This window comes from Clostridium sp. UBA6640, assembly GCF_002455975.1.
Taxonomy (GTDB): domain Bacteria; phylum Bacillota; class Clostridia; order Clostridiales; family Clostridiaceae; genus Clostridium_J.
On record NZ_DKLM01000121.1, the window covers coordinates 1,618 to 19,755 of the forward strand.

The window sequence follows — 18,138 nt, forward strand, 5'->3', positions numbered from 1 at the left end:
ATTTAAGCTATTTTTATAAAAAGTTTATTTCCTAGAGTGTATTTCAAGTCTTTACATCGTATCCTATATTGCTTTTGTAACGAAATGTAAAAATATTGCTAGAAATTACAAAATTATATAGTAATATTTCAACTTTCTTTAAAGAAAAAGTAAAATCATACGAAAAATAACATATAACATGAAGGAGGGTTAGGATGAAAATTAGATTTAAAAAGGATAAGGGGAAAGAGAAGAAAAAATTTACTTTAGGATTAAATTTAAGTTTAAGAAATGAACTTTTTATTTTAGTATTGATTATCTCGTTACTTCCTATAAGTATTTTGGGAATAAACACTGGAAAAGCAGTTTATCACAGTGCAAATAATGAATATGTTATTACAACTGCTAATAAGGTTGAAAATATAGGAAAAGAAATGGAGAACATTATTAAAATTAATAGCAATTTAATAAATATTTTATCAGAAGAAGAAACTATAAAAAGTGGATTTAAGAGTAAAAAGAATAAAGATATGGTTTTTAATACTTTTATAAATGTAAAAGCAAATAGTAGCGATATATTATCTATATACTATGCTAATGAGAAGAAAGAGCTATATCTTTATCCAGAAGTAAAATTAGACTCAAGTTATGATCCCACTTCTCGTGAATGGTATACAAGTGTAAAAGATGAAAAAAATTTAGTTATATCAAAGCCGTATACAGATGCTTTTACTGGTAAGCAAATCTTCACTATTTCAAAAAAAGTAGTAGATAAAGATGGCAGTTTAATAGGCATAATGGCAATGGATATAGATCTTACAACCTTATCTGAAAATGTTAATACAAGTTCAATTGGAAGTGAAGGATTTGTTTTAATCGCCTATAACGATGAAAATATAATTGCTAGTAGTAAAGAGGAACTGATAAGTATTGATTTATCAAAAGAACAGTGGGGACAAGATCTTATAAATTCTAAAAATATGGGCATATTTAAATTTGAAGGCGATAGCTATTATGTACAAAAGCATATAAATGGAGAACTAGGTTATACAACCTATGGACTTAGCTCTGTTAAGGAAATCAAAAGAGAAATAAGGAAAGCATTATTTATTCCTATAATAACAATAATTTTTATGGCTGCTTTTGCTATTGGAATTGTTCTTATTACGTCTTCAAAAATTGTTAAAATAGTAAATAATTTAATGAGTATCCTATCTCGCGCCAGAAATGGAGATTTTACAATTCGTATACCTACAAAAGGAATATTTACTAAAGAAATTAAAGAAATTTCATGTGCAGTAAATACAATGATGGATGATATGGTATCATTACTTGAAAGTGTTAAGGATGCTTCCAAACATTTATCAGAAGCATCAGGTACCTTAACAAATATAGTTGAAGACTCAAGGGTTGCTAATAGTGATATTTCAAGTGCTGTATCGCAAATGGCACAGGGGGCAAATGAACAATCAATAATGTTAGATGAAAATGTTTCTCTCACCATTAATTTAGGTGAAGATATTAGTAATATAGTATCATACTCAGAAGATGTAATGAATCAATGCGAAGAAGCAGAAAAACTTATTTTTAATGGAAAAGAAGTTATACAAGATTTTGATGAAATGTTTAAAGAAAATACTGAAGCAGTAATTGATACTGTGAATAAAGCAAAAGTTCTACAGGAAAATTCTAAGAAGATTAATATTATTATAGATGCAATAAAATCCATAACAAATAAAACTAATTTATTGGCACTGAATGCTAGCATAGAAGCTGCACGGGCAGGTGAGGCAGGACGTGGCTTTGCAGTAGTTGCTGACGAAGTAAAAAAACTAGCAGAACAATCTACAATCTCTGCTGAAGAAATAGAAAAAGTAATAAAAGAAAATATTAATGATATAGATAAGGTTATTAAAGGAGTAACTGTATCAAAAGAGATTACAGAGAAAACTTCAAGTAAAGTTGAAAATACTTTTAAAACCTTTGAAGAAATAAATTCTTCAATAAAGCATCTTCAGAAAGATATAAATGGAGTTAATGAAACTTTAATAAATATAAATAATACTAAAGATGGACTTATAGGAAGAATACAAAATATTTCAGCAGTGGCAGAAGAAGCAGCGGCATCTTCAGAAGAAGTAAGTGCGTCTAGTGAAGAACAAAAAAATAGATTTGGACAAGTAGTACTATCAGTAGAAAATTTAGAATTGTTATCTGAAAAGCTTAAAGATCTAATTAATAAATTCAAAATAAATTAAAAAAATAACTGCTGATGATATTATCAGCAGTTATTCTTTATAAATTAATTTAATATAGCTTCAGAATTTAATAATTAAAATAGTATAATACTTTAATAATTTGTAATATTATATGGAATAAAATGTAATAGTAGTTTAGATTTAGAAGATAATTAATGTTATTAAAATTATGTATAAAAAGTATATATTATGAAGTAAATATGTATTTATTTTTAATAAATAAGTTTTATATTGTTTAGATATATGTAGTTTGTTGCAAAATTATGTCAAATTAATTATACTTATTAAGTAATAGGCACATTAAACTAGGGGGAGAGAATATGAAAAGGAAAAAAACGAAGAAATTTAAATTAGTGAGTATTAAAAAACAACTCTCACTGATGCTGGTAATTACGTGTATAATTCCTATTATTATTTTAGGAGTAGCTACAACAAAAACNNGGGTTATGGATGAATATATGATTGTTGCATCTGCTTCTGTAAGAGCAATAAATAATGAGATAGAGGAAATAATCGATTCTAACAGTAATTTTATAAAATTCTTATCAAATGAGTCTCATGTTAGAAATCTTTATACTAAAGGAGGAAATGAGACTAAGGCAATAGAAACATTTAAAAATATACATGATATTAAAGAGAATATTTTTTCAGTCTATACATTTAATGAAAAGACAAAACTTTATTGTTATCCACCAGATGAAGTGGATAGCAGCTTTAATTTGAATGAAAGATTATGGTATACAGAAGCTATGAAAGATGAGAATTTATTATATATAGATACTCCCTATAGAGATCACAGCTCTGGTCAGATGATATTGACTTTGTCAAAGGTATTAAAAGATGATAATAATAGATTAGCTGGAGTTGTAGCAATAGATATGGATCTAAGTAAAATTTCTGAAAAAGTTTCTGAAATGAAAATAGGAAAAGAAGGATTTAATATAGTTGCTTATAAAGATGGAAGTATAATTGCTAGTGACAACAAAGAATTGATAGGGACAAATTTAAATGATGAAGAATGGAGTAAAGGAATACTTGATAATGATGTCATGGATATAACTTTTGATAATGCAAATTATCATGTGGTTAAGGTGGAAAGTAAGGAACTAGGATACACTTCTTTTGGATTCATAAGGGCTTCAGAAATAAATAGTAAAATATCCAGCAAATTAGCTGTTCCTATATTAGCAGTAATAATAATTATAATTTTTTCATCAGGAGCACCTATGGTATATTCAAAAAATTTAGCTAAAGTTATGAGGCATTTAGTAAATATTCTTAAAGCAGCAAAAGATGGAGATTTTACTAAAAGAATTAGTTTAAATAAAGTTAAGACTCTGGAAATTGTAGAAATAGGAAATGCCAGTAATGAACTTATGAATGATATGGAAAAGATAATAGATAATATTGTTAACACTTCAGAGCATTTATCTAAAGCATCGGTGGATTTAACCAATACTGTAGAATTTTCAGAAACGGTAGCTAGTGATATATCTAATGCAGTAGAACAGGTAGCACAGGGAGCTAATGAACAATCTATAATGCTTGAAGAAAGTGTAGCTTTATCCATGGATTTAGGAAACAACATAAGTGAAATATTAAATTATTCTAATGATGTGTTAGAAGAAAGTGAAGAAGTTGAAAGTTTTGTTAGTAGCGGTAAAGAAATGGTTGAAGAACTTACTTATTCTTTCAGTGAAAATAATAGAGCTATAATTAATGTAGCAGCTAAAGCTGAAGCACTAGGAGAGAATTCTAACAAAATTAGAGCAATAATTGATGCTATAAAAGAAATTACTAGTAAAACTAATTTATTAGCATTAAATGCAAGTATCGAAGCAGCTAGAGCAGGGGAAGCTGGACGTGGTTTTGCTGTAGTTGCAGAGGAAGTAAGAAAATTAGCAGAGCAATCTTCGAGTTCTGCAGAAGAAGTTGAGAAAGTTATAAATAATAATTTAGAAGATATTAAGTTGGTTATTAAAGAAATTGCACTATCTAAAGATTTAAGCGAAAAGACATTAGAAAAAGTTGAAAATACTAATAGTACTTTTGATGAAATAAATAGTGCAATTGAAAGTCTTCAAAATAATATAAATAGTGTAAATGATACATTAACTAAAGTTAATGAAGCTAAAGATGGCTTTATTGATAAGATACAAGGAATATCAGCAGTTTCAGAAGAAGCAGCAGCTTCAACGGAAGAAGTAAGTGCGTCTAGTGAAGAACAAAGAATTAAATTTAGAGAAGTAGTTACTGCTGCTGAAAATCTAGAAAGATTATCCTTAGATCTTAAAGAAGTAATAAATAAATTTAATATTAATAGAGAAAATGGAAATAATTAATAAAGAGTGAAGCTAAGTTTAAACTTAGCTTTACTTTTTATTTAAATAAAAGTCATTGTAATAAAATTTTGGAAAAGTATAATTAAAGTAACACTATGTTATAAATTTTGCTATGAAAATTAAAATAATATATAAGATAAATATTTACTAAGGAATTGTAGTAATAAAAAGGTAAGTTTTGTAGTGGTTTATTTGACAAAGTATTACAATAAATTTATTATATAGTATATATGAATATATATTCATATATGCTATATAATTAAAATGCATATATAGGAGGAACATCATGGATAATAATTTAGAATTCTGTAACTGTACAGAAGTTCATAAGGATATAGTTGATAGTGTAAAAAGTAATATACCTTCAGAAGAGGTTTTAGGCGATTTATCAGAGCTTTTTAAAGCTTTTGGAGATATAACTAGAATAAGAATACTATATGTTTTATTTCAAAAGGAAATGTGTGTTTGTGACATAGCAGAAACCTTAGGAATGAGCCAATCTGCAATATCACATCAGTTAAGAGTATTAAAAAGTACAAGATTAGTAAAGTTTAGAAAAGAAGGTAAGGTAGTTTATTACTCTCTAGATGATGATCATGTTAAATATATTTTTGATCAAGCTTTATTACATGTAAAAGAGTAAGATTTAACTCTCATCTGTACAAATTTACAATTTAAAAAATTCCAATTTAAAAATATAAAGCAATTAATTCTTAAAGAATTAATTGCTTTATATAAGTTAATATTTATAAAAATTTTTAATGCTTTATTTTAATGATGAAGTTAAAGTTTTAGATTATTTATCAAATAAATAACTTTTAATAATTGCAGGAACTTCTCTAACGAAGAAGTTTGGTGCGAGAAATCTATGAGTTTTACCAGGATACCCATAAGTTTTAAAGCCTAGCCGTTTTGAAAGGATCTTTGCCCTAAACATATGAAAATTATTAGTAATAACTGTTACTGATAACATCTCTCTATTATCTAAACTATGTAACTTATCTTTAGTATAGAGAAAGTTTTCATAGGTAGTTGTGGACTTATCTTCCATTATTATATTATCTTCTTTAACTCCTTTTTCTACAAGAAAGTTTTTCATTGCTGAGGCTTCACTAAGCAATTCATCTGGGCCTTGTCCACCACTTACTACAATTTTTACATCAGGGTAAATATTATGAAATTCAACTGCTGCCATAAGTCTATAGTAAAGAGAAGTTGAAATTTTATCACCTATAAGTCCTGCACCTAATACAATTGCATAGTCAGGTTTTGTAGTATCTTTGTAAAATCCATTAAATATTATTAATGATTGAAGTAAAATATAAATAATCGTTAATAAAACTAGTAGTATAAGAAGTGTATGTCTTATTAATTTTGGTAAGGAAGAAAAAAAATCAAGTATTTTATTTGTGTTTAATCCTATCAAAATTAATATAGTTCCAACAATAGCCCAAAAAGTTGAAAAACTTGTATTGAAAAATATAGCCTTAATGCCAATAAAGTATAATAAGAAAAGGGATCCTAATAATAATAGAAATTTTGAAATATTGCTATGATTTAATTTAATCATAATTAACCTCCTTAATTTTTTAAATATGTGGTATTATAAATAATATTGATTTCAATATCTAAAGACATGATTTTATATTTTTATAAAAATTGATTACATAATTCACAATATATATTTCTGTGTAGTTCTCTAATTACCCTTTTATTATAAAAAATAAAGCTGAGAACTTATATAGATACACTAGTTCTGAGATTAATATATGTGGAAACAATTGTTGATTTCAAAACTATTGAATTCACAATTATGGATATTTTTTAGTAAAATCTAAGAAATTTAAAATTGACTAATTGTAGGGGAGAACAGTGTTCTCCAGAAAAGCCAAATCATATTAAAAAATATAAAATTTATAAATTTAATATAATTATTTATATAACTAATAATACTATAGTACATGGTAATCATTAGTATTATCGGTTTTGAGAGGTGAGTAATATGGAAGTTTATTTTGATAACAGTGCAACTACAGAACCTTATGAGGAAGTAATTGAAGAAGTAAGTAATACTATGAGAGAGTATTTTGCTAATCCATCTTCTGCTCATAGTTTAGGGTTTAAAGCGGAGCAAAAGCTTAGAAAGTGTAGAGAGTTTATTGCTACCACAATTAAAGCTCATAGTGAAGAAATAATATTTACTTCTGGAGGAAGCGAAAGTAATAATTTTTTAATAAAGGGATTTTCTAAGGTAGGAACCCATATAATTACATCGAATATTGAACATCCTAGTGTATTAAATACTTTTAAGTCTCTAGAAAAAGAGGGTATAAAGGTAAGCTATATATCTTTAAAGGAAAATGAACAAATAAATATAGATGAATTATTAGAGAATATAACTAAAGATACGGTACTTGTAAGTATAATACATGTTAATAATGAGGTTGGAATAATTCAAGATATTGAAAAAATAGGAAATGCTATAAAAGAAAAGTCAACTAGAGTAAAGTTTCACGTAGATGCAGTACAAAGTTATGGAAAAATACCTATAGATGTGGAAAAATGTAAAATTGATTTACTGAGTACTAGCGGACACAAATTGCATGGACCTAGAGGGATAGGTTTTGCTTATATTAAAAAAGGATTAGTGGCAAATCCATTAATTTCTGGTGGGGGACAAGAGAGAAACTTCAGATCAGGGACAGAAAACTTACCAGCTATAGCTGGCTTCGCAGTGGCAAGTAAAATAATGCATGAAAATTTACGAGAAAATTATGAAAAGGTATTAGAATTAAAAAGATATTTTATTGAAAGATTAAAGGAAATAGAAGAGATAAAAGTTAATAGTAAAATGGAAGATACCTTTTTACCTCATATACTTTCGGTTTCTTTTCCATCTATAAGAGGTGAGGTATTATTGCATGCTCTGGAAGAGAAAAACATATATGTTTCAACAGGGTCAGCTTGTTCTTCAAAAGCTGCAAAGACATCTCAAGTATTAAATGCTTTTGGATTATCTTTAAAAGAGCAGCAGGGAACTATAAGATTTAGTTTCTGTGAGTATAATACTAAGGATGAAGTAGATTATGTCATTGAAGTTTTGAAAAGCAGTTTAAAGATTTTAAGGAGGATGAAAAGATGAGAAAACTATTATTAGTTAAATATGCACCAGAGATTTTTTTAAAAGGATTAAATAGAGGAAAATTTGAAAGAAGATTAAAGGAAAATATTAAACATGTAATTGAAGACTTAAATTATAAATTTGTTGAGGATACTGGTAGATGGTTTATATACTCTGAAGATTTGGAGGAAATTATAAAAAGAGTTAAAAAAGTTTTTGGAGTTGTGGAAGTTTGCATAGTGGAAGAAACTACTGCTGATATGGAATCAATATCTAAGGTAGCATTAGAGGTTATGAAAAATGCTAAAGGTAAAACTTTTAAGGTCGAAACTAATAGAGCTAATAAAGGATTTGCACTAAACTCTATGGAAGTTAGTAGAGAAGTAGGCGCTTACATATTAGAAAATTTAGATGGAATTACTGTTGATGTAAAGAAACCTGAATTTTTATTAAATATAGAAATAAGAAATAAGGCTTATATTATTTCTAAAAAGGTTAAAGCAGTAGGTGGGCTTCCTTATGGAATTAATGGAAGTACTATGCTTATGTTATCTGGAGGAATAGATTCTCCTGTAGCAGGATATCTAATGGCGCGCAGAGGTGTAGAACTTCATGCTGTTTATTATCATAGTCATCCTTATACAAGTGAAAGAGCTAAAGATAAGGTGAAGACTTTAGCAAACATATTAAAAAATTATACAGGCAAATTAAATCTATATGTAGTTCCTTTTACTGACATTCAATTAGAAATTATTGAAAAATGCAGAGAAGATGAATTAACCATAATAATGAGAAGATTTATGATGAGACTTGCTTGTAAATTAGCGGAGAAATATAATATTAATTCTGTAACTACCGGAGAAAGTGTTGGTCAGGTGGCTTCGCAAACTATGGAAGCTTTGGTGGTAAGTGATAATTGTTCGGATAGACCAGTATTTAGACCGTTAATTGCTATGGATAAAATAGATATTATGGATATTGCGAGAGACATAGATACATATGAAACATCAATATTACCTTATGAGGATTGTTGTACAATTTTCGTACCTAAGCATCCTAAAACTAAACCTAGATTAGATGAAATTATAAAATCTGAATCTATACTTAACATAGATGAATTAGTAGAAAAAGCTATAGAAGGTATGGAAGTATATAGTTAATGTAGAATTGACTATTGACAATGGACAATTATTGATACTTCTCTTTTATAAGAGAAGTTTTCAATTGGCTTCTTTTCAGGTGACAGAGTCACTTTTAGTGAAAAATCTATTAAAGAAATTATTTTGATCAAAAATAATTTTCACCACAATTGTGAATTTTGTGTTGTGAATTGTGAATTGAAAAACTTAGGGGTGCAACTATATTTGGCTGTATATTATGTATTAAAAGTAAAAAAGTTTTATATGAAAGTGAGTTGATTATTTTGGATTATAGATTACTTGAAAAATCAGAGCTTAAATTATTAAGTGAAATTGATAGAAAAGAAATAGTAAATGAGGTTTATTATTTTAAAAATAACAACCTTGAGATAGTAAATGAATTTTATAATATCGAAAGCTGGATTTTAGAAGAATTACAAGATTATATTAATAGATTAGAAGATATATATGATAGAAATGGAACTATATATGGCGCATTTGATAATGGTAAAATTATAGGTTTAGCTGCCTTAGAAAGTAAATTTATTGGTAAAAATAATGACCAACTTAAACTTGATATGCTTTATATAAGTAGTAATTATCGTAAAAAAGGTATAGGCAAAAATTTAGTAAATTTATTATGTGAAAAGTCAAAAGAATTAGGAGCTAAAAGTCTTTATATATCTGCAACACCATTTAAAAATACAGTAAACTTTTATTTTGCTATAGGTGCAAAATTAGCAAATGAAATAAATAAAGAGTTATATGAACTAGAACCATATGACATACATATGGTATTAGAATTGTAATTATTTATAGACAATATTATTTCATAGTTATCTATATTTAGAGTAGAGAATATATTTTATGTGCTTTTACTTTATAGTTGTTATGTGTTTTTATATTACAATTTAATATTGTTTATAAGTATATAGAAAGGTTAATTTATATGAATGAGTATGTTTTAAAGAAAATAAGAGATGTTATTGAGGATAAACAAAAATCTCATCCATTTAGAATATTGATAAATGGAGCTCAAGGTTCTGGAAAAACTATGTTTGCCTCTGAACTTGTTGATTTTCTCAACAGTGAAGGTTTTGAAGCTTTTCATGTTACTATTGATGGATTCCATAATCTATCTAACATTAGATATAAGCTTGGCAGAGATTCAGCAGAAGGATATTATAAATTTGCATATAATTTAGAATCATTTTATGACAATGTACTTAAATCATTAACAGAGGATAAACCACACTATATTCCTGCAATTATGAATTTAAAAGAAGATAAAGAAATAAAATTAGATCCTGTTTATGTAAGCTCAAATTCAGTATGTGTTGTAGATGGAGCATTTTTACTAACTCCAAAGTTATATGATGGATGGGATTTAACAATTTATCTACAGGTTCCAATAGAAAAAGCAAAAGAAAGAGGAGTTTTAAGAGATGCTTGTGATTTAGGTGGAATGGATGAAGCAAAAAGAAAATTTGAGCAACGATATCATAGAGCTTATTCAATGTATCTTAAGGAAAATCAACCTGAGAAATTTGCGGATATAGTAATAGATAATTCAGATTATACAAATAGAAATATAGAATTGATAAGGTGTATGGAGAGTAATATAGATTAGTTTTAATTTTGAGAATAGTTTATATATGAAAATTAAATAATTTTCATATTGGGAGGGGAAAATGGGTGAAAAAACTTTTGGAATAAAATTAGAAAATAAGAAGTATAAAGATAGAGTAGGCGTTTATGCAATAATTTTTAATAATAATGGTAAAGTGGCTACGGTAAAAACAGAAAAAGGTTATTTTCCTTCAACTTAGAGAACTTATTGTTTATATAGGAATCTGTCACAGTCGTGATTTCTCCAATATGAATCAGTGGTTGAAAGATTATATTCCACAAAGTAGATATAGAATTGGACACGGAATTCTATAGTAAAGGGGTGAAAAGCATACATGTATTGTAATGAATGTGGGAATGATATTGATCAAAGTATGTCATTTTGTCCTAATTGTGGACAAAAATTAATTTTAAATGAAGATTTTAAACCAGATGATGAATTCTCCTCAGAGGTAACTTACGAGGAATTAGAATTATTCGTTGGAAGGGAAAAGCTAGATTACTATATGTCAAAATGGAAATTTAATAAATATAGTGAGAATAAAAATTCTTCAGGTTGGAATTGGGCAGCTTTTTTATTTCCTCTTCAGTGGATGGGATATAGAAAGATGTATATGTATGTAATTGCAACTATGTTAATTTCTTCATTTTTATCCATTATAATTCCTAGCCCATTGAGGATATTGATAACATTGGGTATATGCATATTTGGAGGCGTATATGGAAATAAGTTATACTATAATCATGCCATAAAAAAAATTACTAAAATTAAAGAAAATGAGACTAATGACGAGTATGTAAATTCAAGAATAGTAGATTGTGGTGGAACAAATAGTATAATTGTATTTGTATTTATAGTGATTCAAATAATTGGCATATTTATTTAACATGTAATTATATATAACTTTCAATAAATTTCATAAGTATATTTCAGCTTAAAATGAATTAAACCACTATAAGAATAAAATTTTCTTATAGTGGTTCTTCTTGTTTATGGAATATTTTTTTATAATAGTATTGCAAGCAAATACTTATGACTAGAGGTGGAAATATGAATTCAAATATTAGACCAGTATGGGCTGAAATAGATTTAGATGCAATTGCATATAACATGAGAAAGCTTAAAAGTTTATTAAAGGATAAAGAAATAATAGCAGTTATAAAAGCAGATGCATACGGACATGGAGCTATTGATGTAGCTCCTGTATTATTGGAAAATGGAGCTACAAGATTAGCGGTAGCAGTTATAACAGAAGCTATGGAACTTAGGAATGCAGAAATTGTTGCACCAATAATAATCTTAGGATACACACCTATAGATTTTGCAAAGGAAATAATAGAAAATGATATAGAGCAAACAGTATATAGTCTAAGTTACGCAAAAGAGTTATCAAGGGAAGCAATAAAAAGAGGTAAAAAAGCTAAAATCCATATTGCTGTTGATACAGGGATGGGTAGGTTAGGATTTTTGCCTAATGAAGAAAGTTTTAAAGAAGTTTTAGAAATATGTTCTTTAGAAGGGCTTATAATAGAAGGTATATTCACTCATTTTGCAAGTTCCGATGAAGAGGATAAGGAATATACTTATGAGCAGTTTAGAAAGCTACAAGAATTTTCTAATAGACTTTCTCTCAAGGGAATAAACATACCACTGAAGCATGCATCTAATAGTGGAGCTATAGTAGATTTGCCAGAGACTTATTTAGATGGAGTTAGAGCTGGTATATTATTATATGGATATTATCCATCTCATGATGTAGATATAAAGAAAATAACTTTAAAGCCTTCGCTTATTTTAAAAACTAAAGTTGCACATGTTAAAAAAGTAGAGAAGGGTATGTATATAAGCTATGGAAGAACCTTTAAAACAGAAAGAGAAAGCATAATTGCTACTTTACCAATAGGTTACGCAGATGGATATTCAAGGCTTTTAAGTGGAAAGGCTAAGGTTATAATAAATGGGAAGTTAGCAAGAGTAGTGGGAAGAATATGTATGGATCAATGTATGATAGATGTAACTGATATAGGAGAAGTCAAAATAGGTGATGAAGTTATACTTATTGGACAAGATGGCCATTTAAATATTGATGCAGATTATATAGCAGAGCTTATGGGAACTATTAATTATGAAGTGATTTGCATGATTAAACATAGAGTTCCTAGGGTATATATTAAAGATGGAGAAATTATAAAGGTTAGAAATTATTTTTAATTTCTAACCTTTATTCAAATTCTTAATTTAGATATACCATTTTAAAATTGTTAATGTTATAAAAGATTTTAACAATAAATGGTTTAGTGATACAATAAGAAAAAGATGTATAAGAGAGGAGAGAGGTATATGAGTTTTACTAAGATTACCGTTAGATATGGAGAGACCGACGCTATGGGGGTAGTACATCATGCCAATTATTATTTATATTTTGAAGTGGCTAGAGAGGACTTAATTAAGGAATTAGGAATTTCATATAAGGAACTAGAAGAAAGTGGAGTTATGCTTCCACTTGTAGAAACTCAATGTAAATACATGGAGGCTGCTAAATATGATGACAATTTAGTAGTAGAGGCTACTATTAGCCAATTGACGCCAGTTAAGGTTAAGGTTGCCTATGTTATTCGAAGAGAAGAGGATAATAAAATATTAGCTAAAGGAAATACTCTTCAAGCCTTTGTAGATAGAAAAACTTTCAGAATAATTAATTTAAAGAATTTTAATAAAGAGCTATGGGATAGTCTTATGAGTAATTATCAATGTCAATAACTTATGCAATTGAGAATTGATGATTGATGATTGACGATGGAAAATTATTGATATTTCTCTTTTATAAGAGAAGTTTTAAATTTATATCTTTTAAAAGGGAGGAGTCCACTTTTATTTACAATCTATTAAGGAAATTAGGTTGTAAATTATAATATTTAAAGGTAGTATTTTACATATAGATTAAAATACCTTAAAATGTTGATGTGAAAAATTCCTCCTTAGAGAGATGATTAAATTATAATTAATCATCAACCTAAGGAGGAATTTTTAGAGTATTTATTAATTGAAATTACTATTTAGTATAATTATCGAAATAACCTTGAATGTATATGATAGGTGTACCTTTATCTCCACTTCCTGAAGTTAAGTCAGAAAGAGAGCCGATAAGATCAGTAAGTCTTCTAGGAGTAGTACCTTGTGATTCCATAGCACCTACAAGATCTGACTCTTTGTTTTTAATATATTCAGAGATAGCTTTTTTAAGTTCTTCTCCTTTTAAATCAGCAAAATTATTATCAGCAAGATATTTTAATTTAACTTCATTAGGTGTACCGTCAAGTCCTTTAGTGTACGCTGGTGATACAACAGGATCAGCTAGTTCCCAAATTTTCCCCACTGGATCTTTAAATGCACCATCTCCATAAACCATAACTTCAACAGTTTTTCCAGTCTTTTCTTTTAGTGTAGCTTGTATACTATCAACAACAGGTTGGCAGTCACGAGGGAAAAGCTTAACACTTTCTTCTGTAGCTTTATTTGAACCTAAAAGACCATAGTTTTCGTTATAACCACTACCATCTACTGATGCTGATAAAATATTATCTAGGCTATAAATTTTTTCTCCACCATTAGCTTTTAAAATTCTTTTAGTTCTAAATCTTGTATGAATATCGCAAGTAAGAACATTTTTTGTATGATCTAAAATTGTTTTTGGATTATTTGAGAATATTATTTCGCACTCAGTACCATATTCTTCAATTAAAGATTTATAATAATCAATATAGTCAACACCAGTAAAAGGATGTTTATTATATCCAAAATGATCACGGAATTGTTTTTCAGTTAAAACATCTGTCCAAGGATTCACACCTTTTTCATCAAGCATATCTATATCTACTAAATGGTTACCTACTTCGTCAGATGGATAGCTAAACATTAATACAATTTTTTTAGCTCCTTTTGCAATACCACGTAAGCAAATTGCAAAACGGTTACGGCTTAAAATTGGGAATATAACACCAACAGTATCATCACCAAATTTTGAATTTACATCTTTTGCAATTGCATCAATACTTGCATAGTTTCCTTGAGCACGAGCAACTACAGATTCAGTTACAGTAACCACATCTTTATCATTGATAGAAAAACCTTCTATTTCTGAAGCCTTTAATACGCTATCTACAACAATATCTGCTATATTGTCTCCTTTATTTATAATTGGGGCACGAAGACCTCTAACAACAGTTCCAACTATTCTTTCCATTCAGAATCTCTCCTTAAGTATTATTTATTTTAATTAAAAATGTACTTTACCCTTTTACTATATACTATTTTTATGGTATAAGTAAAGTAAATAGATATTATATTAGATATAAGGAGAGCTTATATGATAAACAAATTAGATTTATACAAGATTTTTTGTCAAGTAGCTGAATGTGAAAGTTTTTCTAAAGCTTCTAAAATACTTTACATGACACAACCAGCTGTAAGCCAATCAATTATGCAGCTTGAGAAAGAACTAGATATAAGGCTTTTCACTAGAACACCTAGAGGAGTTAATCTTACTAAGGAAGGACAACTGTTATATGAATATACAAGCTCTGCTATTAATTTAATTAGTGTAGGAGAAAAAAAATTAGAAGAAGTTAAAAATTTAATGGTTGGAGACTTGCAAATAGGTGTTGGAGATACTATTTCAAGATATTTTTTATTACCTTTTTTAGAAAAGTTTCATAGCAAATATCCCAATATTAAGTTGAAAATAATCAATCGTACAACTTTAGAACTTTGTGAGATGTTAAAGTCAGGGGAAATTGACATTGCTATTGGTAACTTACCTATTAAAGATTCTTCTTTGGAAATAAGAAAATGTATAGATATTAGAGATGTTTTTGTTTGTGGGGAAAAATATAAAGAAAAATTATCTGAACCTATAAGTTTTGAAGAGTTAGCTGAGTTACCACTTATATTACTTGAAACTAATTCAAATTCAAGATTGTATGTAGAAAAGTATATGTTATCAAAAGGAATCGAAATAAAACCAGAAATTGAACTTGGTTCTCATGAATTGTTATTAGAATTTGCAAAAATAAATTTAGGTATATCCTGTGTTATTAAAGAATTTTCACAAGAATATTTAAAGAATGGATTATTATATGAAGTAAAGCTTACTGAAGAGATTCCAAAAAGAAGCATAGGAATTTGTTTTCTAAAAAATATATCTTTATCACCTTCTTCAACAAAATTTGTTGAAATATTAGAAAGTGAATAGATTTAAAAGCGTAAAGAGTAAAGAAATTATAAAGTTATGCTAGGTGAAAGCTATTGATGTATTTCTAAAACATAGGGCTTACCATGTAGGACAGGCCCTATGTTATGCTTTGTTTAGTTATCATGTTTCTTTTTTAACACTTCCTATCATAATGATTAACGACTTAATGTTATATAGGTTACTACTATAGGGTTCCTTAATGAAAATTTAACTTATGCATGATTTTAATTTCCATAANNCTAAATTTTTCATTCTTCATTAGTAATCCTTAATTTCTAAGGACTTAAGCTATTTTTATAGAAAATTTATTTTCCAAAGTATATATTAGGTTTTAATATTGTATCCCTGTAATATCAGTAATTTTATCTATAAAAAGTGCATCTTCTTCACCTAACATAATTGATTCTGGTATATCTCCTGCAAAAACATTTGTACTTATAGATAATAATAAAAATAGAAGGATCCAATGCATTATAATTAAATTAAATAAAATTAAGTATAAGTAGATCTATGTTAACTAAAATCTACTTACACTTTTTTATAATCATTTAGATGGCATAGGAATAATCTAACTATTTTTTATTTTTATAAAGGCGCTGTTTAAGGCAGAATCTACATTTCCATTATTTTTTCCTCCACCTTGTGCTAGGAATTCACTTCCACCACCTCTACCATCAATTAAGGTTATGGTATCTTTGAGAAGATTGTTCATATTTATATTTGTTACATCTTTTGATTTTGCAAATATTAGATTAGCTTTTTCAGAAGATTTAACAGCAATTAAGGCAATAGTTTTAGGGGTATCTGTAATTTTTAAAACTAGCTTGCTTACGTACTTCATATCCTCATCATCATAGATTTCTTTAACTATAGAAATATCACCTATTTTTTCAGCAGAATCTATAATTTCACGAGTTTTATAATTAGTAAGTTCAATTAGAGCTTTTTTATTTTCTTCTATAGTATTTTTAAGCTCTTCATGTAAGTTTTTTATACCCTTTATAGCTTCTTCTTCATTGGTATTTAAATATCTACATATAAGATTCATATAATGATCTTTTTTTATGTAGTCTTCAACAGCTCTACTTCCTGTTAAGAATTCTATTCTAGTTGCTTTTTTATGCTTTTCCCATTTTTTTATTTTGATTACTTGAAGTTCTAGTGTTGAAGAAGGATGCACACCACAACAAGCATTTATATCTAAATCTTCTATTTTAACTACTCTTATTTGTTCATCCGTATTTGGAAGATCCCTTCTTAGATTCAGTTTTTTTAGTTCCTTTTTATTTGGTAGTAAAAACTCTATCTTTAAGTTGTTATGAATAATTTCATTTGCAATAACCTCAGCTTTTCTAATGGTTTCCTCATCTAAAATACCTTCTATATCCACTGTACTAACGAATTGCCCTAAATGAAATCCACAGGTATTAGCATTGAAAAATTTAAAGAAACAGCCAGAAAGTACGTGTTGACCTAAGTGCTGCTGCATAGCATCAAATCTTCTTATCCAATCTATAGAACATTTAACTCTATGTATTTTTATAGGTTTCTTTTCAGTGACATGATATATAACTCCATTTTCTTCATATACATCTATAACATTTAAGCTTTCTATTAAACCTAAATCGCAAGGTTGACCGCCACCACCAGGAAAAAAAGCTGTTTTATCTAGTACAATATGAAATTTATCATCAACTTCTTTAACGTCTATAATTTCTGCTATAAAATCTTTAATATATTGATTTTCATAATAAAGTCTCTCCATTTAACATTCTCCTTTATTAAACACTTATACAATTGAAAATTGACTATTGACAATGGATAATTCTCTCATAAGAGAGAAGTTTTAAATTTATTTTAAAAGTAACAAAGTCACTTTTATTGAAAAGCCTACTAAAGAAATTAATTCGTAGAGAATTAATTTCTACTATAATTGCCAATTCTCCATTTTTAATTCTCAATTGAATAAAGTTTATCTATATATATTTATTGTATATGGAAAACTAAATTAATTAAAGTCTATAAAAGAAAAGGATAAGTTAAAAAAGTTGTCATAAGGATTTCATAGAATATACATTTAAATGTATCGTTTATGCAAAAATTGACAGTTAATTTTGAAAAGTGTTAAAATAGCTTTATTGATGGGGTAAGTCTATAGATTTATAAAAACAAAATTATATAACTATGGATTTGTAAATAAAAGGGGGGAATATAAGAAATATGATAAATAAACAAGTCTTGGATAAGATTAGTATGAATATTGATAATTATTTAAATGACCTTGCGGAAAAAGATAAGTTTAGCGGTACCATATTAGTTTCTATAAAAAGTGAAAAAATAATTAGCAAAGGATATGGTATGGCAAACTATGAATTAGATGTTTTAAATACATCTAAAACAAAATTTCGTATTGGTTCT

At 27.6% G+C, this 18,138-nt stretch carries 15 protein-coding genes and 1 pseudogene; 13 read left to right on the forward strand and 3 right to left on the reverse strand.

From position 1 onward, the window contains the following. Positions 1–194: 194 nt before the first annotated feature. From B2W91_RS13250 to B2W91_RS13260, 3 genes are all read left to right on the forward strand, one after another. A complete protein-coding gene (locus B2W91_RS13250) occupies positions 195–2,237 on the forward strand; it encodes a methyl-accepting chemotaxis protein (protein WP_291581649.1) in 2,043 nt (680 codons plus the stop codon). 458 nt (positions 2,238–2,695) lie between these two features. Further along, positions 2,696–4,579 carry a methyl-accepting chemotaxis protein gene (locus tag B2W91_RS13255; protein ID WP_422653274.1) on the forward strand — a complete coding sequence of 628 codons (1,884 nt, stop codon included), beginning with the start codon at positions 2,696–2,698 and terminating at the stop codon, positions 4,577–4,579. A 286-nt stretch (positions 4,580–4,865) separates the two neighbouring features. Next, complete coding sequence (locus tag B2W91_RS13260) at positions 4,866–5,222, forward strand: ArsR/SmtB family transcription factor (protein ID WP_291581652.1); 357 nt, start codon at positions 4,866–4,868, stop codon at positions 5,220–5,222. 153 nt (positions 5,223–5,375) lie between these two features. Here the strand turns inward: B2W91_RS13260 and B2W91_RS13265 are convergent, their stop codons facing one another. Beyond that, entirely contained in the window at positions 5,376–6,149 is a 774-nt protein-coding gene (locus B2W91_RS13265; protein ID WP_291581654.1) for a YdcF family protein, read from the reverse strand. Positions 6,150–6,581: 432 nt separating this feature from the next. Between B2W91_RS13265 and B2W91_RS13270 the strand changes: the two genes are divergently transcribed. From B2W91_RS13270 to B2W91_RS13305, 8 genes are all read left to right on the forward strand, one after another. Continuing rightward, positions 6,582–7,721, forward strand: a complete 1,140-nt coding sequence (locus B2W91_RS13270) for a cysteine desulfurase family protein (protein ID WP_291581656.1) — start codon at positions 6,582–6,584, stop codon at positions 7,719–7,721. Then, positions 7,718–8,860 (forward strand): tRNA uracil 4-sulfurtransferase ThiI, encoded by a 1,143-nt coding sequence (thiI, locus tag B2W91_RS13275; protein ID WP_291581660.1) that lies wholly within the window; start codon positions 7,718–7,720, stop codon positions 8,858–8,860. Before B2W91_RS13270 ends, thiI begins: the two co-directional genes overlap by 4 nt. Before the next feature lie 263 nt (positions 8,861–9,123). Next, a complete protein-coding gene (locus B2W91_RS13280) occupies positions 9,124–9,648 on the forward strand; it encodes a GNAT family N-acetyltransferase (RefSeq protein ID WP_291581663.1) in 525 nt (174 codons plus the stop codon). 140 nt (positions 9,649–9,788) lie between these two features. Then, positions 9,789–10,469, forward strand: a complete 681-nt coding sequence (locus tag B2W91_RS13285; protein ID WP_291581666.1) for a hypothetical protein — start codon at positions 9,789–9,791, stop codon at positions 10,467–10,469. Between the two features lie 61 nt (positions 10,470–10,530). Beyond that, entirely contained in the window at positions 10,531–10,668 is a 138-nt protein-coding gene (locus B2W91_RS13290) for a hypothetical protein (RefSeq protein ID WP_291581669.1), read from the forward strand. 135 nt (positions 10,669–10,803) lie between these two features. Next, positions 10,804–11,355 carry a DUF2628 domain-containing protein gene (locus B2W91_RS13295; RefSeq protein ID WP_291581672.1) on the forward strand — a complete coding sequence of 184 codons (552 nt, stop codon included), beginning with the start codon at positions 10,804–10,806 and terminating at the stop codon, positions 11,353–11,355. 164 nt (positions 11,356–11,519) lie between these two features. Continuing rightward, on the forward strand, positions 11,520–12,680 hold the full coding sequence (gene alr / locus B2W91_RS13300; protein WP_291581674.1) for an alanine racemase: 1,161 nt from the start codon (positions 11,520–11,522) through the stop codon (positions 12,678–12,680). Positions 12,681–12,809: 129 nt separating this feature from the next. Then, complete coding sequence (locus tag B2W91_RS13305; RefSeq protein WP_291581677.1) at positions 12,810–13,229, forward strand: acyl-CoA thioesterase; 420 nt, start codon at positions 12,810–12,812, stop codon at positions 13,227–13,229. A 292-nt stretch (positions 13,230–13,521) separates the two neighbouring features. On the opposite strand, the gene B2W91_RS13310 is transcribed toward B2W91_RS13305, so the two are convergent. Further along, positions 13,522–14,712, reverse strand: coding sequence for a coenzyme F420-0:L-glutamate ligase (locus B2W91_RS13310; protein ID WP_291581680.1), 1,191 nt, complete (start codon positions 14,710–14,712; stop codon positions 13,522–13,524). Between the two features lie 123 nt (positions 14,713–14,835). Between B2W91_RS13310 and B2W91_RS13315 the strand changes: the two genes are divergently transcribed. Further along, positions 14,836–15,720: a LysR family transcriptional regulator gene (locus B2W91_RS13315; RefSeq protein ID WP_291581683.1), complete on the forward strand. Its 885-nt coding sequence runs from the start codon at positions 14,836–14,838 to the stop codon at positions 15,718–15,720. 568 nt (positions 15,721–16,288) lie between these two features. Here B2W91_RS13315 and B2W91_RS13320 read toward each other — a convergent pair. Then, on the reverse strand, positions 16,289–17,485 hold the full coding sequence (locus B2W91_RS13320) for an alanyl-tRNA editing protein (protein ID WP_291581686.1): 1,197 nt from the start codon (positions 17,483–17,485) through the stop codon (positions 16,289–16,291). A 455-nt stretch (positions 17,486–17,940) separates the two neighbouring features. Here B2W91_RS13320 and B2W91_RS13325 point away from each other — a divergent pair. Continuing rightward, a pseudogene (locus B2W91_RS13325) lies at positions 17,941–18,138 on the forward strand (peptidoglycan-binding protein); the annotation flags it as partial.